The 26,179-nt window shown below is 62.3% G+C and carries 27 protein-coding genes; 4 read left to right on the plus strand and 23 right to left on the minus strand.

What is annotated here, in order from left to right; genetic code table 11:
* Positions 1-328: 328 nt before the first annotated feature.
* The 17 genes from CQ007_RS16640 to CQ007_RS16710 form a co-directional block, all read right to left on the minus strand.
* Positions 329-1,423, minus strand: coding sequence for a 3-deoxy-7-phosphoheptulonate synthase (locus CQ007_RS16640; protein WP_105646963.1), 1,095 nt, complete (start codon positions 1,421-1,423; stop codon positions 329-331).
* A gap of 264 nt (positions 1,424-1,687) precedes the next feature.
* The gene (locus tag CQ007_RS19240; protein WP_256582322.1) at positions 1,688-1,816 is read right to left on the minus strand and encodes a hypothetical protein; all 129 of its coding nucleotides are present in this window, start codon (positions 1,814-1,816) and stop codon (positions 1,688-1,690) included.
* A gap of 254 nt (positions 1,817-2,070) precedes the next feature.
* Entirely contained in the window at positions 2,071-2,991 is a 921-nt protein-coding gene (locus tag CQ007_RS16645; protein WP_105646964.1) for an SPFH domain-containing protein, read from the minus strand.
* 36 nt (positions 2,992-3,027) lie between these two features.
* The gene (locus CQ007_RS16650; protein WP_105646965.1) at positions 3,028-3,501 is read right to left on the minus strand and encodes an NfeD family protein; all 474 of its coding nucleotides are present in this window, start codon (positions 3,499-3,501) and stop codon (positions 3,028-3,030) included.
* A gap of 142 nt (positions 3,502-3,643) precedes the next feature.
* Positions 3,644-4,510 (minus strand): iron-sulfur cluster carrier protein ApbC, encoded by an 867-nt coding sequence (apbC, locus tag CQ007_RS16655; RefSeq protein ID WP_105646966.1) that lies wholly within the window; start codon positions 4,508-4,510, stop codon positions 3,644-3,646.
* 38 nt (positions 4,511-4,548) lie between these two features.
* Positions 4,549-5,325 carry a ferredoxin--NADP reductase gene (locus CQ007_RS16660; protein WP_105646967.1) on the minus strand — a complete coding sequence of 259 codons (777 nt, stop codon included), beginning with the start codon at positions 5,323-5,325 and terminating at the stop codon, positions 4,549-4,551.
* A 28-nt stretch (positions 5,326-5,353) separates the two neighbouring features.
* Positions 5,354-6,361: a YeiH family protein gene (locus tag CQ007_RS16665; RefSeq protein WP_218278908.1), complete on the minus strand. Its 1,008-nt coding sequence runs from the start codon at positions 6,359-6,361 to the stop codon at positions 5,354-5,356.
* Complete coding sequence (locus CQ007_RS16670) at positions 6,358-6,690, minus strand: DUF971 domain-containing protein (RefSeq protein ID WP_105646969.1); 333 nt, start codon at positions 6,688-6,690, stop codon at positions 6,358-6,360. The genes CQ007_RS16665 and CQ007_RS16670 overlap by 4 nt, the downstream gene beginning before the upstream one ends.
* An 11-nt stretch (positions 6,691-6,701) precedes the next feature.
* Positions 6,702-6,869 carry a hypothetical protein gene (locus tag CQ007_RS19035; RefSeq protein WP_177424384.1) on the minus strand — a complete coding sequence of 56 codons (168 nt, stop codon included), beginning with the start codon at positions 6,867-6,869 and terminating at the stop codon, positions 6,702-6,704.
* Positions 6,870-6,872: 3 nt separating this feature from the next.
* Complete coding sequence (fdxA, locus tag CQ007_RS16675) at positions 6,873-7,196, minus strand: ferredoxin FdxA (RefSeq protein WP_105646970.1); 324 nt, start codon at positions 7,194-7,196, stop codon at positions 6,873-6,875.
* Between the two features lie 81 nt (positions 7,197-7,277).
* Positions 7,278-8,237, minus strand: a complete 960-nt coding sequence (locus CQ007_RS16680; protein ID WP_105646971.1) for a HEAT repeat domain-containing protein — start codon at positions 8,235-8,237, stop codon at positions 7,278-7,280.
* Positions 8,238-8,248: 11 nt separating this feature from the next.
* The gene (locus CQ007_RS16685; protein WP_105646972.1) at positions 8,249-8,482 is read right to left on the minus strand and encodes a ferredoxin family protein; all 234 of its coding nucleotides are present in this window, start codon (positions 8,480-8,482) and stop codon (positions 8,249-8,251) included.
* Positions 8,483-8,556: 74 nt separating this feature from the next.
* Complete coding sequence (locus CQ007_RS16690) at positions 8,557-10,296, minus strand: fumarate reductase/succinate dehydrogenase flavoprotein subunit (RefSeq protein WP_105646973.1); 1,740 nt, start codon at positions 10,294-10,296, stop codon at positions 8,557-8,559.
* Positions 10,297-10,306: 10 nt separating this feature from the next.
* Entirely contained in the window at positions 10,307-11,050 is a 744-nt protein-coding gene (locus CQ007_RS16695; protein ID WP_105646974.1) for a GntR family transcriptional regulator, read from the minus strand.
* Positions 11,051-11,119: 69 nt separating this feature from the next.
* Positions 11,120-11,998 carry an ABC transporter ATP-binding protein gene (locus tag CQ007_RS16700; protein WP_105646975.1) on the minus strand — a complete coding sequence of 293 codons (879 nt, stop codon included), beginning with the start codon at positions 11,996-11,998 and terminating at the stop codon, positions 11,120-11,122.
* Positions 11,995-12,726, minus strand: coding sequence for an ABC transporter permease (locus CQ007_RS16705; RefSeq protein WP_256582326.1), 732 nt, complete (start codon positions 12,724-12,726; stop codon positions 11,995-11,997). Before CQ007_RS16705 ends, CQ007_RS16700 begins: the two co-directional genes overlap by 4 nt.
* Before the next feature lie 225 nt (positions 12,727-12,951).
* Positions 12,952-14,253, minus strand: coding sequence for an ABC transporter substrate-binding protein (locus CQ007_RS16710; protein WP_105646976.1), 1,302 nt, complete (start codon positions 14,251-14,253; stop codon positions 12,952-12,954).
* Positions 14,254-14,846: 593 nt separating this feature from the next.
* Between CQ007_RS16710 and CQ007_RS16715 the strand changes: the two genes are divergently transcribed.
* Both CQ007_RS16715 and CQ007_RS16720 read left to right on the plus strand, forming a co-directional pair.
* Entirely contained in the window at positions 14,847-15,764 is a 918-nt protein-coding gene (locus CQ007_RS16715; protein WP_371919840.1) for a triacylglycerol lipase, read from the plus strand.
* Positions 15,765-15,830: 66 nt separating this feature from the next.
* Positions 15,831-16,835 (plus strand): lipase secretion chaperone, encoded by a 1,005-nt coding sequence (locus CQ007_RS16720; protein ID WP_105646978.1) that lies wholly within the window; start codon positions 15,831-15,833, stop codon positions 16,833-16,835.
* 3 nt (positions 16,836-16,838) lie between these two features.
* Here the strand turns inward: CQ007_RS16720 and CQ007_RS16725 are convergent, their stop codons facing one another.
* The 3 genes from CQ007_RS16725 to CQ007_RS16735 are packed head-to-tail and all read right to left on the minus strand — an operon-like array spanning position 16,839 to position 19,688.
* A complete protein-coding gene (locus CQ007_RS16725) occupies positions 16,839-17,183 on the minus strand; it encodes a YdbL family protein (RefSeq protein ID WP_105646979.1) in 345 nt (114 codons plus the stop codon).
* Between the two features lie 12 nt (positions 17,184-17,195).
* Positions 17,196-17,384 (minus strand): YnbE family lipoprotein, encoded by a 189-nt coding sequence (locus CQ007_RS16730; RefSeq protein WP_105646980.1) that lies wholly within the window; start codon positions 17,382-17,384, stop codon positions 17,196-17,198.
* Between the two features lie 12 nt (positions 17,385-17,396).
* Positions 17,397-19,688: a YdbH domain-containing protein gene (locus CQ007_RS16735; RefSeq protein ID WP_158256790.1), complete on the minus strand. Its 2,292-nt coding sequence runs from the start codon at positions 19,686-19,688 to the stop codon at positions 17,397-17,399.
* An 86-nt stretch (positions 19,689-19,774) separates the two neighbouring features.
* Between CQ007_RS16735 and CQ007_RS16740 the strand changes: the two genes are divergently transcribed.
* Positions 19,775-21,235, plus strand: coding sequence for a phospholipase D-like domain-containing protein (locus CQ007_RS16740; protein ID WP_105646982.1), 1,461 nt, complete (start codon positions 19,775-19,777; stop codon positions 21,233-21,235).
* A 42-nt stretch (positions 21,236-21,277) separates the two neighbouring features.
* Here the strand turns inward: CQ007_RS16740 and aldA are convergent, their stop codons facing one another.
* Genes aldA through CQ007_RS16755 form a run of 3 tightly spaced genes read right to left on the minus strand, consistent with a single transcriptional unit; the run spans position 21,278 to position 25,186 of the window.
* Positions 21,278-22,714 carry an aldehyde dehydrogenase gene (gene aldA / locus CQ007_RS16745; RefSeq protein ID WP_105646983.1) on the minus strand — a complete coding sequence of 479 codons (1,437 nt, stop codon included), beginning with the start codon at positions 22,712-22,714 and terminating at the stop codon, positions 21,278-21,280.
* A complete protein-coding gene (locus tag CQ007_RS16750) occupies positions 22,711-23,922 on the minus strand; it encodes an alpha-hydroxy acid oxidase (protein WP_158256791.1) in 1,212 nt (403 codons plus the stop codon). Before CQ007_RS16750 ends, aldA begins: the two co-directional genes overlap by 4 nt.
* 28 nt (positions 23,923-23,950) lie before the next feature.
* Complete coding sequence (locus tag CQ007_RS16755) at positions 23,951-25,186, minus strand: cytochrome P450 (protein ID WP_105646985.1); 1,236 nt, start codon at positions 25,184-25,186, stop codon at positions 23,951-23,953.
* A gap of 300 nt (positions 25,187-25,486) precedes the next feature.
* Here CQ007_RS16755 and CQ007_RS16760 point away from each other — a divergent pair, with 300 nt between their 5' ends.
* Positions 25,487-26,161 carry a hypothetical protein gene (locus CQ007_RS16760; RefSeq protein ID WP_105646986.1) on the plus strand — a complete coding sequence of 225 codons (675 nt, stop codon included), beginning with the start codon at positions 25,487-25,489 and terminating at the stop codon, positions 26,159-26,161.
* The last annotated feature ends 18 nt before the right edge of the window (positions 26,162-26,179 follow it).

The following is a 26,179-nucleotide window of genomic DNA, read 5'->3' on the forward strand; positions in this document are numbered from 1 at the left end:
CGACAGACCCGCAGCGGCACCCATAGCATGTCGTCGCGCAGGGGCGCGACAACCCGAAAAGCGCGCCCTCGAGCATTAATGCCACAACTGCGCTGGTATCACGGGGTGTAGCGCCCCTGCGCTACGCCGACAGACCCGCAGCGGCACCCATAGCATGTCGTCGCGCAGGGGCGCGACAACCCGAAAAGCGCGCCCTCGAGCATTGATGCTACAACTGCGCTGGGATCACGGGGTGTAGCGCCCCTGCGCTACGCCTGCAGACCCGCAGCGGCAGCGGCAGCATGTCGTCGCGCAGGGGCGCGACAACCCATCATCCTCGCCCCCTCCGTCATCCCCGGCGCAGACGCTCTGCGGCACCGCGCAACAGTTGCTCGGTCCCCGTCCAACCCAGGCAGCCATCGGTGATCGACACGCCGTACCGCAACTCACCGGACAGCGGCTGGTTGCCGTCGAACAGGTGGCTTTCCAGCATGACCGCGCGCAGGCTCGCGTCGCCGGCCAGGCGCTGAGCGATCACGTCATGCAGCACCTCCGGCTGGCGTAGCGGGTTCTTGCCGCTGTTGGCATGGCTGCAGTCGACCATGATCCGCGGCTCCACTCCGGCTTGTTGCAATGCCGCACGCGCCGCCGCGACGCTGGCGGCGTCGTGGTTCGGGCCCTGATTGCCGCCACGCAGCACCAGATGGCTATCCGGATTGCCTGCGGTCTCCACCAGCGCCGGACGACCCAGGTCATCCACACCGAAATGCTGATGGGCATGGGCCGCAGAGCGCATCGCATCGACGGCGATGCCCATGCTGCCATCGGTACCGTTCTTGAATCCGACCGCCATGTCCAGCCCGCTGACCAGCTCGCGATGAACCTGCGACTCACTGGTCCGCGCACCGATCGCCGCCCAGCCGAGCAGGTCATCCACATAGCCCGCCACCAGCGGCTGCAGCAGTTCACTGGCCAGCGGCAGGCCCAGCTCCAGCATCTGCAGCATCAGCCGGCGGGACAGCTCCAGGCCACCGGCCATATCACCACTGCCATCCAGCCGGGGATCATAGACCAGGCCCTTCCAGCCAATGGTGGTGCGCGGCTTCTCGATGTAGGCACGCATCACCAGCAGCATCTGGTCCTCGACCTGCGGGGCGAGATCGGCCAGGCGCCGGGCGTACTCCAGTACCGCCTCGGGATCATGGATGGAACAGGGTCCGACCACCACCAGCAGGCGCGGGTCATCACCATTGAGGATGTCGCGGATGGACTGACGCTGGGCCTGGACCCGTTCCGCCAGGGCGCGGTGCAGCGGCAGATGCTGGCGCAGTTCGGCGGGGGTCGGCAGCGGCCGGGTGTGACGACGGGTATTGCTGGCGAGGCTCTGCTCAGGCTCGATGCTGTGCAGAACGGCGATATTCATGGCGGAAACGGAAGAATTCATCAGTGCTGTCCTCAGCCGCGCGGTTCACTCCGCGCAGCGTTCTATCGTGTTAGTCGATGTAATGTCTGGTTGTCATGGGTACGACCGCTAAATCGCCAGCTGCAGTAACGGTAGGAGTAGGTGAAGTAAGTGCTCATGTCTGAATCCTCTATGTGTATCTGGCCGTTATCGGCCCAAAAAACAAAACCCCCGGTCGGAAGGCCGACCGGGGGTTTCTGAATACTGCGGTGGGCGGCCCGTTTCTATTGGGCCGCCTGATAGGGATCAGGTCAGCCCGTGGCTAAACCAATACCCATAAAAATAAGCGGAAACACCCGTATCCACAGCACAGGCAGCAGCCGCCACGGCACTCGCCGGGATGCTCTGATGCTGAATGGATGTGATCTGTGACATGGGTTGCTCCGTTGACTGACAGTTAACTTACTGCATTAGCCGAGTCTGTTCAACTATCTGCGTCAAAGCATGGCAGCTGGCGATGACGATAACGTGACATCCGCCGCATATAAGGCTCCGGTCGTCTGTCTGGTGCATGTGGAGCAAAGCCTCTGTCGCCAAGGATGGCGACAGGGAGCCTACATGGACGTATTCACGGCGTCTTTGCGGGCATGCAGCGGATAGACGATCCCAACTCGTAACACATCGACAACCTATTGCTTCACCGTATCCAGGGTCTTGGTGATCGCCGCTACCGCCCCGCCGATATTGCTCAGCTCCGCCGGCAGGATCATGGTGTTGTTGGTCTTGGCCAGCTTGCCGAACTCGGTGACATACTGTTCGGCCACCCGCAGCGCCACCGCATCCTTGCCGCCCTGGGTATTGATCGCTTCGGCCACCAGACGCAGACCTTCAGCGGTAGCCTGGGCCACCAGCTCGATCTGCCGCGCCTTGCCCTCGGCCTCGTTGATCTGACGCAGTTTGTCGGCTTCGGACAGGTTGATGGTTTCCTGCTTGATACCCTCGGAGACGTTGATCTTGGCCTGCCGCTCACCCTCGGACTGGGCCACCACCGCCCGGCGTTCCCGCTCGGCACGCATCTGTTTCTCCAGTGCATCGAGGATGGTCGCCGGCAGTTCGATATCGGCGATCTCATAGCGCATCACCTTGACGCCCCAGGGCCGTGCTGCCTCGTCCAGCGCATCCACCACCTGCACGTTGATGGCGTCACGCTCCTCGAAGGTCTTGTCCAGATCGATCTTGCCGATCACCGAACGCAAGGTGGTCTGCGCCAGCTGCGTGGCGGCATAGCGGTAGTTGGATATGCCATAGCTGGCAGCCTTGGGATCCACCACCTGCAGGTAGATGACACCATTGACCACCACCTGGATATTGTCCTTGGTCACACAGGCCTGGCGATCCACATCGATGGCTTCTTCCTTCATCGTGTGACGATAGGCAATGCGGTCGACGAAGGGGATCAGCAGGTGAAAGCCGGCCTCCAGGGTCTTGGCATATTTACCCAGCCGCTCGACCACGTAGGCAGAGCGCTGCGGCACTATCTGCGCAGTCTTGGCCACGGTAATGACGATCAGCACCAGCAGTGCCAGGGCGATAATTGTTGCGGTTTCCATACATGCCTCTCCGTTCGATTGGTTATAGATTCAGATTCAGGAAACGCTGTCGGTACGCCGCGCAGCCACCTTCAATACGATGCCGCTGAAACCGACCACCCAGGCCGTATCGCCGGCGCGCAGCGGATCACTGGATTCGGCATCCCACTTGGCGCCATTGAGCTGCACATCGCCGATACCATCGCTGAAATCGGTCAGTACCATCACCCGCTGGCCAAGCACACCGGCATTGTCCAGATCGTTGTCCGGGCGACCGGCCACCGAGCCCTTGAGCCAGCGCGTGCAATGACGCCGCAGACCGAACAGGGCAACCAGGCTGATCAGCCCGAAGCACAACAACTGCACCGCCAGGCTGTCGATGATACCGAACAGCGTGAGCAGACCGACGACCAGGGCGCCAATGCCGAAGAACACGGCGACCAAACCCGGAATGAATAATTCGGATATCAGCAACGCCAACCCCAGCAGCAGCCAGAAGGCGTATCCATTGAGAAAGCTGCCAAGCAACATGGACTTTTCATCCCTAGACGCCCCACTCGGGGCCACGCGGCCAGACTAGCAGATTGGCCGCCCAGCTGTTGGAAAAATGGCCTGAATGTGTGAACCCGGCAACGACCCGGAGCCTGCCTATGGATCCCCTCGTCAACCGATCCTAGGCAATGGTGATGGTCGGTACCGGCTGCGTGATCTGGGCGGTGGCGGACAATCTCGCGGCGATCCTGCGCGCGATCCCCCTATAGGTCTGGGCCAGAGCGCCCTGCGGATCGGCCACGAGAATGGGACAGCCGTCATCAGCACCGATGCGGATGCGGATATCCAGGGGCAACTCACCAAGCATTTCACTGCCGTACTGCTCGGCCATACGCAGCGCGCCCCCTGCCCCGAAGATGTGTTCCTCATGACCGCACTGGCTGCACAGATGGGTGCTCATGTTCTCGATGATGCCCAACACCGGAATGTTGACCTTCTGGAACATCTTCAGGCCCTTGCGGGCATCGAGCAGGGCAATGTCCTGTGGGGTGGTGACAATCACCGCGCCGGAAACCGGCATGCGCTGCGCCATGGTCAGGTGGATATCACCGGTCCCCGGTGGCATATCGATGATCAGGTAATCCAGTTGCTGCCAGTCCGTCTCGTTCAGCAATCGTGCCAGCGCCTGGGTGATCATCGGGCCGCGCCAGATAACCGGGGATTCCTCATCGACCAGAAATCCGATGGACATGGTTTGTATACCGTATCCCACCAGCGGTTGCATGCGACCTTCAACCACCTGCGGCAAGCCGGTCAACCCCAGCATTCTTGGCTGGCTGGGGCCGTACAGGTCGGCATCGAGAATGCCGACCCTGGCGCCCTCTGCGGCAAAAGCCAGGGCCAGATTGGTGGTGGTAGTCGATTTGCCGACTCCGCCCTTGCCCGAAGCCACGGCAATAAGATGTTTTACTCCGGGTATTGATTGGGGGACCCTCTCGACCGCTGGGCTTGATGGGGTCGTTGTCATTGCGGCTTGTGCTTGAAACATGCTGTACTCCTGGCCCGGCGGTCGTGGCCGGGCGGCTGTCACTTTTCGACAAAGGCCCGTTCGATCACGTAATCGCCCGGCTCTCCCTGCTGCGCCGAGGCGCAGAACCCCATGCCATCGAGCATCCTGGTCAGCTCCTCCAGCATGGCCGGGCTACCGCACATCATCACCCGGTCAGTCGTGCTGTTGATTGCGGGCAAGCCCAGATCGCTGGTCAGCTTGCCGGTCTCCAGCAATGTGGTGATGCGGCCCTGGTTGCGAAACGGCTCGCGGGTGACGGTGGGATAGTAGATGAGCTTTTCACGCACCTCTTCGCCGAGGAATTCATGCTCCGGCAGCTCCCGGGTCAGATAGTCGTGATAGGCCAGTTCACTGACCTGACGCACGCCGTGCACCAGTACCACCTTCTCGAACCGCTCATAGACCTCCGGATCGCGGATGATGCTCATGAACGGGGCCAGCCCGGTGCCGGTGCCGAACAGGAACAGGTGCTTGCCGGGGCGCAGATCATGAATCACCAGGGTGCCTACCGGCTTGCGGCTGATCATCAACGAGTCGCCCGCTTTCAGATGCTGCAGCCGGGAAGTCAGCGGCCCGTCCGGCACCTTGATGCTGAGAAACTCCAGATACTCGTCATGGTTGGCGCTGACGATGCTGTAGGCGCGCATCAGCGGCTTGCCGTCGATTGGCAGGCCGATCATGACGAAATGCCCGTTCTCGAAACGCAGGCTCTGGTCGCGTGTGGTCTTGAAGCTGAACAGCGTATCGTTCCAGTGATGGACACTCAGAACACTTTCCGTACCTATTGCTGCCATGGGGGCATCCTCCAACGATTGCAGAAAATCAACTCGTAAACAGCGCCAGCGAACCGATGGCGAACACCATCAGCAGCAGGCTCGTAATCAGTAGCAGGGCTATTGGCTGCCAACCCTGCGCCAGCAAGGCGCCCAGACTGGTGCGCATGCCCAGCGCCGCCATGGTGACCAGCAGGCAGGCGGTGGAAATCGACACCAGCATGTTTTGCAGCGGGGAAGGCAGCCAACCGAGACTGTTCAGACAGAACAGCGCCAGAAAACCCAGCAGAAACCAGGGGAATTCCGTTTCGCCGGCCCGCCCCCGGCGCAGCAGCAAGCCGAGCAGGAGTACCAGTGGCGCCAGCAGGGCCACGCGCAGCAGCTTGGTCAGGGTGGCGATGTCACCGGCGGAATCGGAAATCAGATATCCGGCGCCCGCCGCCTGGGCCACATCGTGAATGGCGGTACCGAGCAGCAGACCTGCCTGCACATCGGTATACCCCAGGGCGGAGAGCAGCGGCGGGTAGACCAGCATGGACAGGGTTCCCAGCACCGTTACCCCGACGACCACAGCCAACAGCCGGCGCTCCTCCAGCCGGCCAGCCGGGAGCACCGCGGCTACCGCGATAGCCGCAGATACACCGCAAATGGCAACGGCGACACCCGCCACCAGGCTTTGCATGGTAGGCAGACCCAGCCAGCGGCCCAGCCCCAGGGCCACGCCGATGGTCAGGGGTACGCAGGTCAGTACCACCAGCAACGGCAGGCTCCCTACCACCAGCAACTGCTCCACGCCCATGCGTGCGCCCAGCAATGCCACGCCGATGCGTAGAATCTGGCGGCTGCAGAAGTTGATCCCTGGCTGGACGCGCTCATCGCCAGCCTGGCTGGCAAAACCAAAGCCGAGCAGCAGCACCAGCAACAGAGCCGGGGTCAGGTAATGCTCCGCCAGGAAGCTGCCCGCCAGGGCCAGCACCACGCAGAGTGCGACACCGGGATACAGGCGCCGCACCGCCATCCACCACAGCCACTCCCGGGGTTGGGCGCGCTCGCTCATGCCGCTTGCTCGCCGGGGCTGGTGGTCAGGCCGGCCAGTTCGCGCAGGTAGGCCCAGGGGTAGAGCCCGCGATAGTGGCCATCGGAAAAGTGGAACTGCAGACCACTGATGCCCGATACCTCAAGCCGGTCAATAGCGACCTCGGCGTCGATCAGCGTCAGGGTGCCAACCTGCCGGTCCCGGACGCAGGATGCACAGGCGCAGGACTTGCGCAGCGCCAGACAACTGAAGGTGCTGAGCTGGCCGTCCGACCAGCGTATTTCCAGCTGCTTTTTCGCCTTTCTCAGGCGTACTTCCCGGGGTGCCTCGACAACGATCTGAATGGACATGGTTCTACTCCTTAACTATTCGGGCCGGTACGAGCCGGGATCAGCAGCACTGGCGCCTCGGCGAGCCTGATAAACCGGTCTTCCAGCAGCACGGGACGAGCGCTGTCGCTGGCGGCGCCGACAATCAGCAGGGCGACCAGCATCTGTTTCAAGCCACTCGTCATGACAAGTTGGCGCATGGGTCAGCGCTCGAGGAACTGCAGCTTGCCGCCCTGATCGACCCAGTCATCTGCGCCGTGCATGGGCGCGCTGGTCTGGCTGATGACCGGCCAGAGCTCGGCCAGCTCGGCGTTCAGCTCGATGAAATGCGCCTGCGCTGGGGGTATCTCCTTGTCGGCGAATATCGCGTCAGCAGGACATTCCGGAACGCACAGACTGCAATCGATGCAGGTCTGCGGATTGATCACCAGGAAGTTCGGGCCTTCATGGAAGCAATCCGCCGGACAGACTTCCACGCAGTCGGTGTACTTGCAGCGGATACAGTTTTCGGTAACGACACAGGTCATGGCGAAATCCTCATTACGTATGCTTTTCAACCTGCTGACCCGGCCAGCCCGTCACGCGGCTGGCCGGGTCAACCGCCCGGCTCAGGCAGCTGCGCCCAGCTTCGACATGGCCCAGCGCGCGAGCTTGCGCACGTCCGGGTCCGGATCATCCATGGCGACCGCGATGAAGGGCCGGCCATCGTCATGGCCGATACTGCCCAGCGCGCCGATGGCCGCCTTGCGCAGGTTGCTCATGGGATCGCGTGCGCACTCTCCCAGCACCGGAATCGCGCCGACCGCCCCCAGCTTGCCCAGGGCATCGACGGCTTTCTCGCGAACCTGCCAGAAGCTGTCACGCGTGGACCTGATCAGCTCCGGCATGGCCTGCTGGTAATCCAGCTTGCCGATGCTCACCGCCGCCTCGATCCGCACCTGCCAGTGCGGGTCGCCCAGGAGACCGACCAGCGCCGGCCCGACCTGCGCCGCTTCGGCATAGACCAGTGCACCGGTGGCGGCACGGCGCACATCCGGGTCTTCATCCTGTTGCGCGCGTTCCATCAGCGCCGGCAGGTTTTCCGGTTGTTTCAGCCAGCCGATGACGCCCACCGCCTCGCGGCGTACCAGCGCATCGGGATCGCCCAGACGCGCCAGGGCGGGCCCTTGGGCAGCGGGATTGCGCAGCGGCTTGAGCGCACGCAGGATGCCCGCCACCACGAAGCTATCCTGGCTACCCGCCAGCGCCTCCAGCAGCGGGTAGGCGGCAGCCGGGTCCTTCAGGTCGGCCAGGGCATGGGCGGCGGCGTTGCGCACCACCTCGTTGCTGTCACCCAGGGCAGCGATCAATGCATCGGCGATATCCACCGCATCGAATTCGTCCACCACCTTGGCTGCCTCCTGGCGCACCGAGGGGTCCGGGTCGTTGAGCGCCTGGATCAGCAGCTCGGCGGCTTCCGGCTCACCGCTGTCCACCAGGTCCAGTACCGCAACGCGGCGGATACCCGGGTCGCTGGAAGCGAGTTTCAGGGCAATGTCCTGCAGGTCTGGATCGTCATACGTCTTCATGGTGTCGTCCTTCAGCGCAGGAGGTAAGGGATGTTGACCTTCACCGCATCGGTGGGGCAGTCGGTCTCGCAGGGCATGCAGTACCAGCATTCGTCGTACTTCATGTGTGCCTTGCCGGTGTCTTCGTTGATCCACAGAACGTCGAGCGGGCAGACATCGATGCATACGCGACACCCCTTGTCGGCGATGCATTTCTCTTCGTCCACAACGACCGGGACGCTGGCGTAATGGTTGGCTATGGGCATGGTTGTATCCTCATCAAGGCTGTAGTCGGGTCTGGAGCGCCGCGGCCATGCAGGCCGCAGCGCGTACTGTCGGTTCAGGCGTTGGCCGCTTTCTTGACACGCATCTTGCTGTAGGCGTCCTTCTCCTCCCCCAGCGGTACGATGTACTCGGCGACCGGCCGCTTGCCGCTGGCCATGTTGCCGTTGGCGTCCTTGAACAGGCGGGTGTGGTAGAACCACTCGGCGTTGTCCTGCTCGGGATAATCGACGCGGTAGTGGTACAGCCCCCAGCGCGATTCAGTGCGGTACAACGAGGCGCGGGCGGCCATCTCGGCGCAGTCGATGATCGACTGCAGCTCCAGCGCACGCAGCAACTGGTGTGGGTCGGCGGCCGAGAGCAGCGGCAGGTCCTCGCGCACGGCAAGAATGCGCTCCAGGCCGATCTCCATCTTCCTGGTGACCTTGGGCGGTTGCAGGTAATCGTTCACCAGCCGGCGCACCTTGTATTCCATCTGCTCGGGCGGGATACCGTCCCTGACCTGCAGCGGGGCCTGGATGCGCGCCAGCTCCTCGGCAATAAAGCCCTCGTCGAGCACGGGCGTGGCGCGATCCTTGACGAACTGCGCCGCGCTTTCGCCGCAGATCTGGCCGAAGACGAAGGCCCCGAGCATGTAGTTGTGCGCGACCGAGGCCATATCCCCGGCGCCATACAGGCCTGGCACCGTGGTGGCGCCGGTTTCGTCGGTCCACACGCCCGAGGCGGAGTGGCCGGAGCAGAAGCCGATCTCGGAGATATGCATCTCGACCATGCGCTGGCGGTAGTCGACCTTGCGCCCGTCATGGAAGCGGCCGCGGGTCGGTCGCTCATTGGTGTGCAGCACGGTCTCGATCTCCTGGATGGTTTCCTCGGCCAGGTGATCAAGCTTGAGAAAGACCGGTCCGGTGCCGGATTCCAGTTCCTTGAAGAACTCCAGCATCATCTGGCCGGACCAGTAATCGCATTCGATGAAGCGCTCGCCATAGGCATTGGCGGTGAAACCACCCAGGGGACCGGTAACGTAGGCGCAGGCCGGGCCGTTATAGTCCTTGAGCAGCGGATTGACCTGGAAGCACTCCAGGTTCACCAGATCGGCACCGGCATGGTAGGCCATGGCATGGCCATCTCCGCAGTTGGCGGGGTTTTCATAGGTGCCGAACAGGTAGCCGGAGTTGGGCAAGCCGATGCGACCGGCGGCACCAGTGGCCATGATCACCGCCTTGGCACGGATGATGATCGGCTCGGCGGTACGGGTGTTCACCCCGATCATGCCGGCGATGTTGCCGTCCGGGTCCTTGAGCAGGCGGGTGGCCTGGAAGCGGTTCTCGATCTCCACCCGCACGCGGCGCAGGCGACGGTAGAGAATCTTCTTCACGTTGTGCCCTTCGGGCATCGGCAGGACATAGGTGCCCAGGTGATGCACCTTCTTCATGTCATAGTCGCCGGTTTCATCCTTCTGGAAATGCACGCCCCAGGAATCGAGCTTCTCGATCATCGGGAAGGAACGCGTGGCGTAGGCCATCAGTGCCGGCTGGTGGACGATGCCATCATTGGCGATGGTGATCTCCTTGACGTACTGCTCGGGGGTAGCGTGGCCGGGCACCACCGCATTGTTGAGCCCGTCCATGCCCATGGAGATGGCACCGGAACGTTTGACGTTGGCCTTTTCCAGCAGCATCACCTTCAGCGAAGGGTCCTGCTCCTTCACCGTTACCGCGGCCATCGGGCCAGCGGTGCCGCCGCCGATCACCAGCACGTCGGTATCGATTACGGGTATGTCATTGATGGTTGTAGTCATGGCTGATCTCCTATTTCCGCTCTACACGGAACTGGTATTTGAATGAATCACCGCGGTAACAGAGGTATTCGAAGTCGATGGGGCGACCGTTGCGGTCATGGGTGAGGCGCTCCACCCGCAGGATCGCCTCACCGGCTTTGAGGCCGAGCAGGTCCTGGGTTTCGTCATCGGCGAGCACCGCCTCAAGGCCGATCTCCGCGCTGCCGAGGGGGATGCCGAAGAAGTTTTCAAGCATGGGGAAAATGTCGCCGGACAGGTCCCGGGAAAACAGCCGCTGGCCGATATCCAGCGGGAAGTAACTGCTCTCCAGACACACCGGCTCGCGGTTGAGGTAGCGCACGCGCTTGACCTCCACCACGTCCTCGTGGAGTGGCAGACCGAGCGCTGCGATCACCGGCTTGGACGGCTTGCCCTGGCGGATACCCAGCAACCTGCCGGTAGCTTCATAGCCCTGGGCGGCCATCGCTTCACCAAAGCCCTGCAGCCGTTGCACGTTCTGCACAGCCTTGGGTTTGCTGACATAGGTACCCTTGCCCTGGGCGCTGAACACCAGGCCTTCGTTATGCAGGTCACGCAGCGCCTGGCGGATGGTGATGCGGCTGACGCCGAAGGCATGCATCATTTCGTTTTCCGACGGCAGGCGCTCATGGATGGCATAACTGCCCTCCAGAATCCTGCGCCGCAGGTTGTCGCGGATCTGCACATACAACGGCAGCGGCGACTGGCCCGGCGCGAATTGCTCAGTTCCTTTCATGGCGGTCACTCCGGTTGTCATGACATGTCATGTCGAGCACAGGCGGGAGAAACATCGGATTACCCATGGTCAGCCCGCCTGGTTCTGTTGTGTGAAGGCCGCCAGGGTCTGCTCGCGGATCAGTTCCAGACACTGGCGCTTGAGCACCATGAATTCAGGAGTGGTGAGCAGGGCCTGGTCCCGCGGGCGCGGTAGATCCACCTTGATGTCGGCGATGATTCGCCCGGGGCTGGCGCTCATCACCACGATGCGGTCGGAGAGGAATACCGCCTCGTCGATATCGTGGGTAACGAACACCACGGTGTTGCGGAACTCACGCCAGATCTCCAGCAGATTCTCCTGCATCATGATCCGGGTCTGCGCATCCAGCGCGCCGAAGGGCTCGTCCATCAGCAGGACACTTGGGTAGTTGGCCAGCGCCCGGGCAATCCCCACACGCTGCTGCATGCCCCCGGACAGCGTGGTGGGATAGGCATCGGCGAACGCCGCCAGACCGACCAGCGACAGGAAGGTGCGCGCCACGCTGCTGGCCTCGGGGCGACTGGCGCCCGCCATCAGCGGACCGAAAGCGACGTTGTCGTGCACGCTTTTCCAGGGGAACAGCGAGTGCTGCTGGAATACCATGCCGCGATCCGGTCCCGGTTCGGTCACCGCCTTGCCATCCACGCTGAGCTGCCCCCGGGTGGGAGTGACGAAACCGGCGATGGCATTGAGCAGGGTCGACTTGCCACACCCGGATGGCCCGAGCAGACAGACGAACTCGCCAGAGTGGATCTCCAGGTTGGCCTGCCCGACCGCCACGGTCCTGGCCCCCTTGTGGCCAAACTCGATATCGACCCCGCTGACCAGAATCCTGCCGCGCCCCTCTACGTCTCTGATGGACTTGGACTTGAGCCGACTGTGATCGAGTACGGCGAGACGGCTGTCGTTAACCAGGGTGCTGTTCATACACGACCTCCTGTGGGCTGCCAGCGCAGCAGCGGACTGCAGACCTTGCGTACCAGCAAGGTGCTCAGCGTGCCGAGCAGGCCGATGGTGAGCATGCCAATGATGATTTGCGGATACTGGATCAGCGTGTAGGAGGTCCAGGTGAAGTAGCCGATACCGTACTGGCCGCTGATGATTTCCCCGGCGAGCAGGGAGAACCAGGCCACGCCCATGCCCACCGCCAGACCGGTGACGATGCTCGGCATGGCACCGGGGATGATCACGTGCCAGAGGATCGAGCGATTGTTGGCACCCAGACAGCGGGCCGCGCGCACCAGTACGCCGCTGGTCTGTTCAACGCCGTGCACGGTGTTGAGCACCACCGGGAACAGCGCCCCGAGGAAGGTGATGAACACGATGCTCGATTGCTCACTGGGCAGCATCAGGATGGCCAGCGGAATCCAGGCCACCGCCGGTATCGGGCGCAACAGCTCGATGTACGGCAGGATGATGTCTTCGGCCCACTTCGAGCGGCCCATCAGTACGCCCAGTGTTACCCCGAGCACCACTGCCAGACCGTAGGCGATGGCAATGCGCTGCAGGCTATGGGCGATATGCAGGTAGAACTCGCTGCCTGACAGCTCGGCCATGAGCGCCTGGCCCACCAGCGCAGGCTCCGGTACATGTTCGAAGTTGACGAACAGATTGAAATCGTAGGTTGAGGCAAGGTGCCATAGCACCACCGCCATGATCAGCGCAGCGACACGCACCAGATAGCGCCGGCTCTTTTCCACCAGGGCGTGCCGTGCAGCTATCCGTGCATGGGCGCCCTGCTCGGCATGCTGCGCCACCGGCGGCAGCGGGGCGCTGGCGGTCAGCGTGTCACCAGACTGGCGGGGTTCGGTTACTGCAGTGGATACTGGCTCGGCAACCACTGCGCTCGCTTTCATATTCATATCGGCACTCCTTCAGCGTCAGGGCAGCATTGCCACGGCATCGCCCTTGAGCAACGCGGTACCGCCGTGCTCGACGAGGTATTGATCGGAGTCGGACTTCTTCATGAAGGCGACCACCTCGCCCGCATCGCCACGTACCAGATAGGCTGCCTTGCCGAACAGCTTGAGCCCGGTGAGGTTGTCGTACACATAGGTGGCGTTGATCCTGTGGCCGGCGGCGTTGGCCTCCTCAACGGCAGCAAGCATGTCGGCGATGGAGGGGAAGCCCTGGACGCCCTGGCCTTCGAGCCACATCTCGGCGGCGGGCAAGTCCTGGTTACCCGGCTCGGTACTGACTACGGTCTGCACCATCGCGTCGTAGTCGAGGCCGGCGCGGGCATAGACGCGTTTCAGGTAGCTGTCATCGATCCAGGCGTCGAAGTCCAGATCCGGAATATCCATTTCCTTCTGCAACAAGGCGTGGTCGTACTTCAGGGCCTCGACCCACTGCGGTTTGATACTGGCTTCCATGGTGGAAATACCGCTCTGGCTGAAATACAGGTACAGCACTTCCTTCTCCACACCGGTCCATTCGGATACCTGGGTGGCAGCCAGCACCGGATCGGACTGAATCCATTGCTGAGCCTCCAGGGTGGCAGCCAGCACAGCCTCGACGATCTGCGGATGCTCCCGGGCAAAAGCCTCGCGCACCACAATGCCGTGGAAGGTGGGTATACCCGCCTCGCTGCCATCGAAGATCTTGCGTGCCGTGCCGCGAAATTCCATGATCTCCGACCACGGACAGAAGTCGGCATGGGCATCGATGCGTCTGGCGGCGATATTGGCGGCACCCACCGGTGGTGCCTGATTGACGATCTGCACCTTGCCGAACAGCCCGGCGTCACGCAGTGATTTGAGCGTCATCCCCCAGGCGGCGCTACCCACCGGAACGGACAGACTCTTGCCAGCAAGATCGGCCAGCGACTGTACAGGGGAGTCATAGGGCACCACGATGCCGTTACCGGTGCCCTTGAGGTTGTAGCCGGTGACACCGATGAATCGGGTCTGCTGGGATTTGGTTTCCTGAAACTTGGCGCCGTTGACAATCAGTGGGTAGTCACCCATGACACCAAAGTCGAGCTTGCCGGCAAGCATCTGGTTGGTGATGGGCGGGCCGGAGTCGTAGTCACGGAATACGATCCTGTACCTGGCATCTTCATACTGCCCGGCGGTGGGCAGATATTTTTCAATGAGTTTCAGCTTGTCCAGAATCACGCCACCGGAAACGGTATTGGTCACCATGCTCTGATGACCGATGCCGATTTCAATGGTCTTCGCCATTGTCATTCCGCTGAACAGAAACGTACTGCTTAGTGCAAGAGCAATCAGGCCTTTTCGGTTCGTCATCGTCTTCACCTTGCCGGTTGGTCAACTTGTATTAACAGGTCATAACGCCTGCTATTACTTCTGCACCGGGCGTGCCAAGGTTCCGAAAAAAACTCCTATCCTTATGATCTTGAAGAGGAAAAATTGAACCCCGGGTGCATGGGACATGCACTGCGAGCAGCGGGAAACCGCCCGGCATTGGTGCGAGCGCAAACCTGGTGGGTCGCTTGGAGGCAAACGCATGGAGAAGGCTTAAGACAAGTGATGCAAGTTGCTGGCAGGGGCTGGATGGGGTGACAACGGCTCCCTGAGCCATATTTTCAGGCCCGTCCGAGTACCGTCTGTCGGATTCACAACATGAATGATGTCGCCATAGAGCGGGTGACCTGCCAGTCAACCACCGGCCTGCAGGTCATCCTGGCCCCGGCCCCGACAGACCCCACCGGGCTGGTTATCCTCTCAGAACCCCTGTTGCGCAGTCAGGGCTCAAATAAATACAACAATCAAGAAGGATACTCCGCATGTATCGCAAGCATCTCGTTGGCGCCATGGCGCTGACCGCCATGCTGGGCATTTCCAGCCAGGCCCAGGCGTTCTGGTTCAGTTCCTCCGATTACACCAAGACCAAATACCCCATCGTCCTGACCCATGGCATGCTCGGCTTCGACAGCATCCTCGGTGTCGACTACTGGTACGGTATTCCCCAGGCCCTGCGCAAGGACGGTGCCACCGTCTACATCACCGAGGTCAGCCAACTGGATACCTCGGAGGCCCGTGGCGAGCAGTTGCTGTCCCAGGTCGAGGAGATCGTTGCCATCAGTGGCCAGCCCAAGGTCAACCTGATAGGTCATAGCCACGGCGGCCCGACCATTCGCTATGTCGCCGCGGTACGGCCGGACCTGGTCGCCTCGGTCACCAGTGTCGGTGCACCGCACAAGGGCTCGAAAACCGCCGATTTCATTCGCAACGTACCGCCGGGCTCCGCCGGTGAAACCATGCTCGCCGGTATCGTCAATGGCCTGGGCGCGCTGATCAACTTCCTTTCCGGCAGCAGCTCGACCACGCCGCAGAACGCTCTCGGGGCCCTCGAATCGCTCAACTCCGAGGGCGCCGCCCAGTTCAATGCGCGCTACCCCCAGGGCCTGCCGACCAGCGCCTGCGGCGAGGGTGAGCATACGGTCAATGGCGTGCGCTACTACTCCTGGAGTGGCACCAGCCCGCTGACCAATGTGCTCGATATCTCTGACCTGATGCTCGGCGCCTCGTCGCTGACCTTCGGCGGCGAAGCCAACGACGGGCTGGTTGGGCGTTGCAGTTCACGCCTGGGCATGGTGATCCGCGACAACTACCGGATGAACCACCTGGACGAAGTGAACCAGGTCTTCGGCCTGACCAGCATCTTCGAAACCGATCCGGCGTCGGTCTATCGCCAGCATGCCAACCGGCTGAAGAACGCCGGCCTGTGAGCCATTGGCCGGCCCCGGTGGGGCCGGCCAGCATGATGTATCCCCGCAGCCATTCGGACCCGATCCATGAAAGCCGTTATCTACGCCCCCCTGTTGATCAGCGCTGCACTGCTTGGCTGGCACTTTCTCGGCCCCGCTGACGGCCCGGCAACGCAGGCCCCCCTGGCAGAACGCAGCGGTCCCCAGCAGGAAGCCGGCAAGACCATCCTGCCAATGTCCACCAGCGCCGCGCGCCAACCGGCCACCGTATCCGGCCCGGCGCCCACGTCACTGCGCGATACCGCGGTCGACGGCATGCTGGAGGTCGACCACCGGGGCAATCTGCTGATCACCGACCAGATCCGCCATCTGTTCGACTACTTCTTCACCACGGTGGGCGAGGAAAGTTTCGACAGTGCCGCCGCGCGTATCCGCCATTACCTCGCCAGCCAGTTACGGCAACCGGCACAGGACCAGGCCCTGGACTTGCTGGAGCGTTATATCGAATACAAGACCGAACTGGTGGCCCTGGAGGAACATTTTCCGGTGCTCGCCGACCTTGACGAGCTGAGAGCGCGGGAAGATGCCGTGCAACGCTTGCGCGCCGGGCTGTTCAACACCGAGACCCACGCCGCGTTCTTCGCCGCCGAGGAGGTCTACAACAGCTTTACCCTGGAGCGTCTGGCGATTCTGCATGATGATAGCCTGGCCGATGAGGACAAGGCCGGGCGCATCGAGGCGCTGCGCAACGACCTGCCCGAGGCCATGCAGGACCTGCTGGTGCCGCAGATCCATCAGGAATTGAGCCAGCAGACCCGCAGCCTGCAAGAGCAAGGTGCCAGCCCGGAACAGATCCAGCAGTTGCGTCTGAACCTGGTGGGCCCGGAGGCTACCGGCCGGCTGGAGACGCTCGACCGGCAACGTCAGCAATGGCAACAGCGGCTGGAGGACTTCAACCATGAGCGCGAGGCGATTCTGCAACACCCCGGCCTGGCCGACAGCGACAAGCAGCAGGCCATCGATAGCCTGCTGGAGGAGCAGTTCGAACCCAGTGAGCGGCTGCGGGTAAGCAGCCTGCTGGACAACCGCTGACCGCTACTTCTTCATCCACACTCCATTGAGCATGATGTACTGGCCGGGAGGAGTGCGCTCAAGGGCCTTCTTGCCGGCCATGGACTCGACGTCGCGCAGCTGGATATTGTTCCCCGTGGCCAGACGCTGGTATTCCTCGCGCCGCGCCTGGTTGATCTGGCGGGCAATCTCGGCGGCGTTGCCCCCGGGCGTGACCACTCCCAGATAACCGTCCGGCTGCTCACCCACCTGCCCCGCCGCCTTGGCCGCCGGCAAGGCGGACATCGCCTCGTTCAGACTCAGTGCCAGGGCCGGCGCGCTTAGCAGCAGCGCCAGCAGCAGACCGCCCATACGGATACTCATACGCATGCAGTTTCCCTCCTAAAACAGTCCGCTGGATTCACTGAACAGTTCGTCCAGTTCCTTGTCGACCTTGATGTAGATCTCATGCTGGATCTTCACATTCAGATTGATGTTGATCGGGTCGCTGGGCGCCGCCAGCTGTACCGTCGGTGTACAGGCAGTGAGCACCCCGACAGCCACCGCCATTATCATCAGACGCCAATGCATATACCTCTCCTGTCATGGGTTACGCCGCTGCAGATAGTACTGCTGAACCCGGTTCCTGATGATCTCGCTCACCTGTCCGCTGAGCTGCAGGCTGGTCAGCAGGGCCGGAATGTCTTCTTCCAGGCGGATGTTCAAGTGCACCGGCCGGCCCTGCTGGAAAGCCGGGTTGCTGCCTTCGAGCCGCAGCCCGAGCACCAGTACGCCCTGCTCATCATAGGACACATCGCTGGCCAGCACCTGATAATGAAAGTTGTCCAGTGCCGCCGCCAGTTGTTCCAGATTGGGATTGCTGGCCGCCAGGTCGCGCAGTTGCTGCGCCTGGTAGCGTAATACGCCGCCAGGCTGACGCGCCTGCAGTTGGCCATCCTCGACCAGCAGTTTGCCATCCGCCAGGGTTACCGGGAAGCGCCCATCCAGTGTGCCCTGCCCACTCAGCCCCTCCGCCGGATAGACCTCGAAAAGCCGAGCCAGTTCGACGCCCTGTACCACCGCCACCAGTGTCTGCCGCGCCTGGCCCAGATCCACCGCCGCCGGCTCCAGGTGCACGCGCCCATCCAGCACGCCGATACTGGCGCTGCGCAGATCGAGCACCCCGGCCGTTGGCTGGCTGAGCGTGGCGGTGTAGATGCCACTGGCAGTCACAGGGCCGAGCGGCAGGCCGGGGTCCACCACGCTCAGGCCCAGCGCCTCGGTAGCCAACCGCAGCCGCTCACCCTGTAGCGACACATCCAACGGCAATGACAGGCCGCTGAAGCTGGCCCGATCATAGATGCCCTGGCCCCCGGTCAGCGTCAGCCGACCGGTGAGACGTTCCAGGCCATCGCGTCCTGTGGCCTGCAGCTGGCCGCTGATCCGACCGCTGGAGAAACTGAGTAGCGCCGGCCAGTCGGCAAAGGTCGCCACCAGAGGATCGGCAGCGCGCAGAAAGATCTCGCCCAGCTTGAGGTCCAACCGCCAGGGCTCACCGCTGGGCCAGCCCAGCCGCACGTCACTGTTCAGCCCACTGAGCGCACTCAACCTGCCCTCCAGAGTCGATCCGGCAGCGGAGTGCCGCAGCGTGCCGAGCAGATTCCAGCCCTGGGGCTTGAGTGCCGCGTGGCTCAGCCGGCTGGCACCCAGCTGCAAGGGTACATGCATGTCCAGTTGCGCCGGTGTGGCCAGCGGCAACGCCAGCGTGGCCTCACCCAGCCCCGCCCGCAGCCCCGCCAGTTGCAGACCGGCATCGGCCAGGCTCAGGCTGGTCGCCGTCAGCAGCGCCTCACTACCCAATGCCAAGGTCAGTCGCTCACTATCGACCTGGGCCTGGAACGGCCAATCCAGGCGCAGGTCCTGCGCCTGCACACCCGACATCGCCAGTTGCGGCGCAGCCAGTTGCAATCGGGCCGCAGGCAACCTGGCCTGCCACTGTGGCTGACTCACCAGTTCCAATGCCGTGTCCAGTTGGCCGCTGACGGCGCCTTCGACCTGCAGCCGCACCGCCAGCGCAATGCTCTCCTGCCATGTCGCCAGACTGCCCGGCAGGGGTGTCACCTGCATACTCAGGGCACTGGGTCGCAGCTGCGCCGGCAGCGCGTTCAATGCATCAAGCTCGGTCAGTCGCCAATCTGCCTGGCCTTCACGCAGCAACCATTCGTCACCGCGGTTCTCCAGGTCGACCTCGGCGCTGCCACTGAGCTGGCCCAGCCCGGCCAACAACAAGGGTTGCGGTACATCCACGCCGGCCTGCAACAGATAACGGTCGGTTTGCTCCTGCAATCGCAGCGAGCCGTGCAGACGCTGCGCGTCGGCCTGCAGGTCGAGCTGGGCATCCAGCCTCAGGGGCTGCCGGCGACTGGTCAGTTGCAGATCCCCCAGCAGGGTGCAGAACTCGCCCTCGCAGGGCAACTGCAATTGCAGGCTGTCCACGCTCAACTCATCGGGCAACCAGGCCAGCGGTCCGGCCAGATCGGCCAATGCCGGCAGGCTCCAGTCATCGTTCACCGGCTCGCGCTGGGGCAGGTTGGCCGCTGGTTGCCAGACCAGTTGCATATGTTCCACGCGCAGTTGAGCAACCCGCGGCCCACCCCGCCATACCGGCTGCAGCCTGATCCCCTCCAGACGAAAACCCAGCCGCCCCTGCTCGGTGGCATAGGCGCCGCCAAGTTGCCCCAGCTGCAGCGCACCATCGCTCCAGCGCAACTGCTGCCAGTCCAACTGCTCGATCCCCGCTGCGGTCAGGCTGCGCTGCAGCCACTGCCCGGCCAGCAGCGCAGCCAGCAGCACGAACAGCAATACCACCACAGCACCGAGCGCTGCTTTGCGCATCGACCGCTCTCCTCGAAACAGACCCTGACAAGCACCTGGCATCAAGGTTAGCATGCAGCACCACCCCCCATGATGAAGGCAGCGATATGGATATTCTCCGCCGGGTCAATCGTCGCAAACGGCGACCTCGGCCGTTACGCAGGCTGGTCCTGCTATTGATGGTGCTGTGGCTGGGTATGAGCTTGTTCCAGGCCCATCGCCCCTTGCCGGATGGCCTCTCGGTCAGCCAGCCCTGGCGCCCTGCCGAGAATGTGCAATTGCTGCTGGACCAGACCTGGCAGGCAGCCGATGGCCAGCGCGACAGTCGTCAGCAGATCTTCGACCAGGTGCTGGACATCATCGGCCAGGCCCGCCGCCTGGTGGTACTCGACATGTTCCTGTTCAATGAATTTGCCGGGCAGAACAGCTTCCGATCATTGTCCAGCGAATTGTCACAGGCGCTGATCACTGCCCGCAGCCAATATCCGGGGCTGGAGGTCATGCTGATCACCGACCCGTTCAATACCCTCTACGGCGGCATCGGCAACCCCCAACTGCGGTCCTTGCGACAGGCCGGCGTACAGGTGGTGATGACGCCCCTGCAGCAACTGCCGGCCTCCAACCCGTTATGGACCGGCCTGTGGAGCCTGTGCTGCCGTTTTGTCGGCAATAGCACCGACGGTGGCTGGCTGCCCAACCCGGTGGGCCAGGGCAAGGTCACCTTGCGCAGCTACCTGCATCTGGCCAATTTCCGCGCCAACCACCGCAAGACCCTGGTCGCTGATTCGGGCAACAGCTGGACCGCCCTGGTCACCTCGGGCAATCCGCACGACGCCAGCAGCCGGCACAGCAACCAGGCGCTGCGCTTCGAGGGGGCCGCCGCGCTGGACCTGCTGCAGACCGAGCAGGCAGTGGCCCGGATGGCGGGTATCGATACCCGTCACTGGCAGCAGCCCCCTGTCGCCAATGCCACGACGAGTGAGCCCAGACTGCGTGTTCTCACCGAAGGCGCAGTGCGCGACGCCCTGCTGCAGTTGATCGACAGCGCCGCGCCCGGCGACCACCTGGACATGGAGGTGTTCTATCTCTCCCACCGCCCGTTGGTCGAAGCCTTGATCAGCGCCCGGCAACGCGGCGTGGTGGTTCGCGCCCTGCTGGACCCCAATCGTGATGCCTTCGGTCGCGAAAAGAACGGCATCCCCAACCGGCAGGTCGCCTGGGATCTGCACCGCGCCGGCATTCCCCTACGCTGGTGCGCCACCAGCGGCGAACAGTGCCACCGCAAATGGCTGCGCCTGGACCGTGCCGATGGCAGCAGCGAACTGATCAGCGGCTCGGCCAATTTCACCCGGCGCAACCTGGATGACCTGAATCTGGAGACCGATGTGCAACTGGCCTCGGACAGCAACTACCCGCCGATGGTCACTGCCCGCAGCTCGTTCGAGCGGATATGGAATAACGAAGACGGGATTGTCTACAGCCTGCCCTATGAGGAATTTGCCGACCATAATGTCGGGCGTTATGTGTTGTCCCGGGTGATGGAGGCGACGGGGTTGTCGACCTTCTGAGAATAACGGGGCGCCCCGCCAGGAGAGCCCCGTACAGTCTGATCAGCTCTGAATGTAGGCTACCTGGGTATGAGTGTACTCGTACAACCCATGCTTGCCATCAGCTCCGCCGATACCCGAGCGCCGCACCCCGGCATGGAAGCCCTGGATGGCCTCGAAGTTCTCGCGGTTGACGTAGGTCTCACCGAACTTGAGGCGGGAAACCGCGCGCATGGCCGAGTTCAGGTCATTGGTGAAGATCGATGAGGTCAGTCCGTACTCACTGTCGTTGGACAACGCAATGGCCTGGTCCAGATCATCCACCGGCTCGATCAGCAGCATCGGCCCAAAGATCTCACGCTCCAGCACATCCATGCCCGGGCCGGTATTGATCAGAATGGTCGGTTCGAAGAAACAGCCCGCTCCTGCTTCGTGGCCCTTGCCACCGATCAGCACTTCTGCGCCCTTGCCTCGGGCATCGTCCACCTGACGGGTCAGCCGCTCGACCGCCGCCCGGTTGATCAGCGAACCCATGTCGCTGCTCTCGGCCAGGGGGTCGCCCATGCGGATGGTGGCGAAGTCAGCCCGCAACTGCTCGCAGAACCGTTCATACACCGACCGCTGTACATACACCCGCTCGGAACAGTTGCAAGCCTGTCCAGTATTCATCGTCTTTGCCCAACGCAGCGCCGCCACCGCCAGATCCAGATTGGCGTCGGCCAGCACAATGGATGGCGCCTTGCCGCCCAGCTCAAGGCTGAGTTTGGTCACGTTACGTGCGGCATTAGCCATGATCGTCGAGCCCGCCCCCGAACTGCCGGTAAAGCTGATCATATCGACGGCGGCACTGGTCACCAGTTGCTGGCCAACCGTGCTGCCCAGGCCGTTGACCAGGTTGAACACGCCTGGGGGCAGCCCCGCACTCTCTACGATGCGAGCGAACTCGTAGGCGCAGAATGGCGTTTCCTCGCTGGGCTTGATGACAATGGTATTGCCAGTGATCAATGCCGGTGCCACCTTGCGCGCGATCATGAAGAACGGAAAGTTCCACGGCAAAATCCCCGCCACCACACCCATGGGGCGACGGAACAGGAACATGTTCTCGCCAGGGCGGTCACTGCTGATGATCTCGCCTTCGATGCGACGGGCCCACTCGGCGTAATAATCCAGATATTCCGCCGCCAGCCCCACCTCGAGCTGCGCCAGCGCCAGCAATTTGCCCTGCTCCCGGGCAATGACGTTGGCTATCTGCGGCGCCGCTTCGCGGATACCAGCGGCGATACGACGCAGATACTGGGCACGGGCAATCGCCGGCTGGGCTGCCCAGGCATCCTGAGCTGCACGTGCCGCGCCGATGGCGGAATCGGTCAGCGCCGCACCTGCGTCTGGCGCTGCCCCCAGGCTCTGTTCGGTGGCCGGGTTGATAACGTCGATGAGGTTGTCAGCGCTGGCAATGAACTGGCCATCAATAAAATGTTGAAACTGCAATGAACTGGTCATGAATAGGCTCCTGAGCGCAGTGCGCCGGTGGGTACGGATGCAGACAGATAAACCGGCCGCGATTCAAGGTGAGTAAGGGCGCTGCGATCAAGGTCATCGATATGGGGAACGCCTATCAGTGCCAGGGTGCGCTCGGTCTCGCGACGCATGAGTTCCAGCATACGCGCCACCCCTGGCTGGCCGTAGGCCGACAGTGCATACAGGTATGGGCGGCCAATCAGGCAGGCACGCGCGCCGAGGGCCAGCGCCTTGACCACATGGTTGCCGCGGCGTATGCCACCATCCAGCACCACTTCCAGTTGATCGTCCACGGCATCGACGATATCCGCGATCAGGTCCAGCACCGCGGGGCTGCCATCGAGCTGACGACCACCATGGTTGGATACGATGATGCCACTGACACCGGCCACGACAGCGTCCCGCGCATCGGCTACTGACTGCAGGCCTTTGATGATGAATGGCTTGCCCCAGTACTGCTGTAGTTGCTCGACCCGCGCCCAGGTAATGTTCTGCTCCATCTTCTGGGCGAAATAGCTGGTCAGCGTACCCAGCGACTTGGAACCATTCGGCGTCGGCACATTGGGCAGGGTGATCCCGCCATGTGCCAGGTAACGCATGCCCCACAGTGGCTTCTGTACGAAGGACAGGATATTGCGCCGGTTGAGCTGCGGGGGGACAGTCAAGCCAAAGCGCAGGTCGCGCTCGCGGTTACCGGCCACCACGCAATCCACCGTCAGGCAGATCGCATCGTAGCCAGCCGCCTTGCAGCGATCGATGATAGCCCGATTCAGGCCATCGTCATTGAGCAGGTACAGTTGGAAGATCTTGGGCCCGACCGAGCCGTCGGCCACCTCCTCCAGACTGCTGGTAGCCATGGTCGAGAGCATGTATCCCGCGCCCATACGCGCTGCCTCCCGGGCCACCGCCTGCTCACCGTCAGGATGGAACAGCCGGCTCATGCCGGTAGGCGCCATGAATACCGGCCATTCCAGATCGCAACCGAAAACCCGCCGGCGCATGTCCACGGCACGAATATCACGCAGCTGCCGGGGCACCAGTTGATAACGCTCGAAGGCCTGCACATTGGCCCGGGCGGTCAGCTCGTCATCCGCTGCGCCCTCTATGTAGTGGTACAGCGAACCGGGCAGCCGACGCCGGGCGACACGCGCGAAGTCCTGGCAGTTGAAACAGTCATTCAATTGGGTCATGGCGCGAACTCTCGACCTGAAGGCGCTATCAGCGGACCTTGAAACGGACACGCAGGCTATGCGGCCCCCGGGCAAAGTACGAATCCAGCCAGTGAACCTCATTGGATACCGGCTCCAGAACCTCAAAGCGCGAAAGCACCTGCTCCATGGCTACCCGTGCTTCCATCCGGGCCAGGAAGCTGCCCATGCAGAAGTGCGGTCCCTGGCCGAACGACATCATCGGGACTTCCTGCTTGCGATCGATATCGAATACATCAGCGTTGGCATATTTGCTTTCGTCACGGTTCGCCGATGCCAGCAACGGCATTACCGCTTTGCCCTTGGGGATCTTCACACCACCCAGCTCGGTATCTTCCTTGGTATGCCGGAACAGCATCTGCACCACCGGGTTGAAACGCAGCACTTCTTCCAGCAACGGCGGGACCAGACTGTGATCACTACGTACCCGCTGGTAGACCTCGGGGTGGCGATGCAGCTCCACCATGGTGCAGCCCAGCAGGTTGGTGGTGGTTTCGACGCCACCGATCAGCAACAGCGTGGCCATCTGCAATACTTCAAGGCGGGTCATGGTTTCACCCTGAACCTCGGCAGTGATCAGCGTAGACAGCAGGTCATCCTGAGGATTGGCCTTGCGTGCGTCATACAGTTGCTCGAAGAAATTCCTCAGTTCGTCCGAGTGCTTGCGAATTTCCGCCAGCCGTTCGGGGCCATAGGCCTGTCGGTTAGCGGCTGCCAACAGGTCATCAACCCAGACCTTGAATTCCGCCCGACGCTCGGTAGGCACTCCCAGCACCTCGCTGATGATGGTGACGGGATACAGGGCCGTGAACTCCCAGACCCAGTCAAACTCACCTTCCTGGCCATATTTTGCGACAAGGCCATCGATCAGCTCATTGACGATCTCAACGGCCCGGCCTTCCATTGCTGCCACCTTGGAAGGCACGAACGCCTTGTTGGCCAGTTTGCGCAGATGCACATGATTGGGCGGGTCCATGGAAATCATCGGCGGCACTTCCGGCACCGGATCATACTCACCCAGCAGTTCCGGCCAGAAGTGCTGGGAACTGAACAGGCGGTGATCCTTCAGCACCTTGTCCACGTCGTCATAACTGGCAACGGCATAGGTATCCATGTGCGGTAGATACATGACCGGTTCGGTGGCACGCATCTTGGCGTAGTAAGGATACGGGTTCTGCTTCACCGCATCATTCAACGGGTCGTACTTGTCAGCCAGATCGGCGGTGACTGTATTGGACAGAGACATAACGGCTCCCTTTGGTTCTTGTTCTTGATATATGGAAGGTCGTGCCCGCGCTACGCCCGGACACCTGAATTAACGTGGCCCTAACGCTAGCCCCCCAGCCGCATCGCCCTCAATGACATATCGTGACAGCACCGCGCTCCCCGTGCCATTCGCTGGAATGGATGCCGAGCGTAACGCACGGAGGCCATGATTGGCGCGAATGGCTCCGCCGTGACCTGAAAAGTGCTGGGTTGTGCCTGGCTCCAGCGCTATAACAACCAGGCTATTCCGAAAGCTAAAACAATTAGATGGAGTGTCATCATGTACGGTCTCTACTCAGCACAACTGGATGAAAGTCACCTCAATGCACAGCAGCGCAAGTACCTGAAGCAACTGCGCGCCGGTTCGGCATTGAGCATAGAAGGTACCAGCGGTATGGCAGGGGGCAATACACGCAAGAATTTCGCTACCAGCTCTGCCTGGCTGTCCGGTTTCTTCGACAACGGAGCGCAGAATATCGTCGACATGTATGCCGATGAGTTCGTCTGGGAAGACATGGAGTTCGATCTGACGATTACCGACAAGGAAGAACTGTTCAAGTTCTTCACCGTATTCGATGATGCTGGCCCCGATTCCCCCCATGGCGTACACCTCTTCAACCTGATCAGCAATGACAGCCACCAGGTGCCGCTATCCCACGCCACCATTCGTACCGAAGGTGTCCCCGAAGGCTGGGACGAGGCCGAGTACAAACGCCTGGCTGGGCCGATCATGATCGGCGCCGACTTCGAGTATGACGAATTCAGCTACATGCAGTGGATATGGCGCGCCCAGCACAATGCCGATTTCTTCGGCATCCCGGCTGCCGGCAAGACTACCGTCACGCGCGGCACCTCCACCCAGTTCTATCGCAACGGCAAGATCGTGCGCTGCCGCACCCACTGGAATTTCCGTGAGTTCGCCATCCAGCTGGGCGTCGTACCACGCGTCGGCTGACCGGTAACGAGGTACGAC

The organism is Pseudomonas sp. MYb185 (assembly GCF_002979975.1).
In the GTDB taxonomy this organism is placed as follows: domain Bacteria; phylum Pseudomonadota; class Gammaproteobacteria; order Pseudomonadales; family Pseudomonadaceae; genus Halopseudomonas.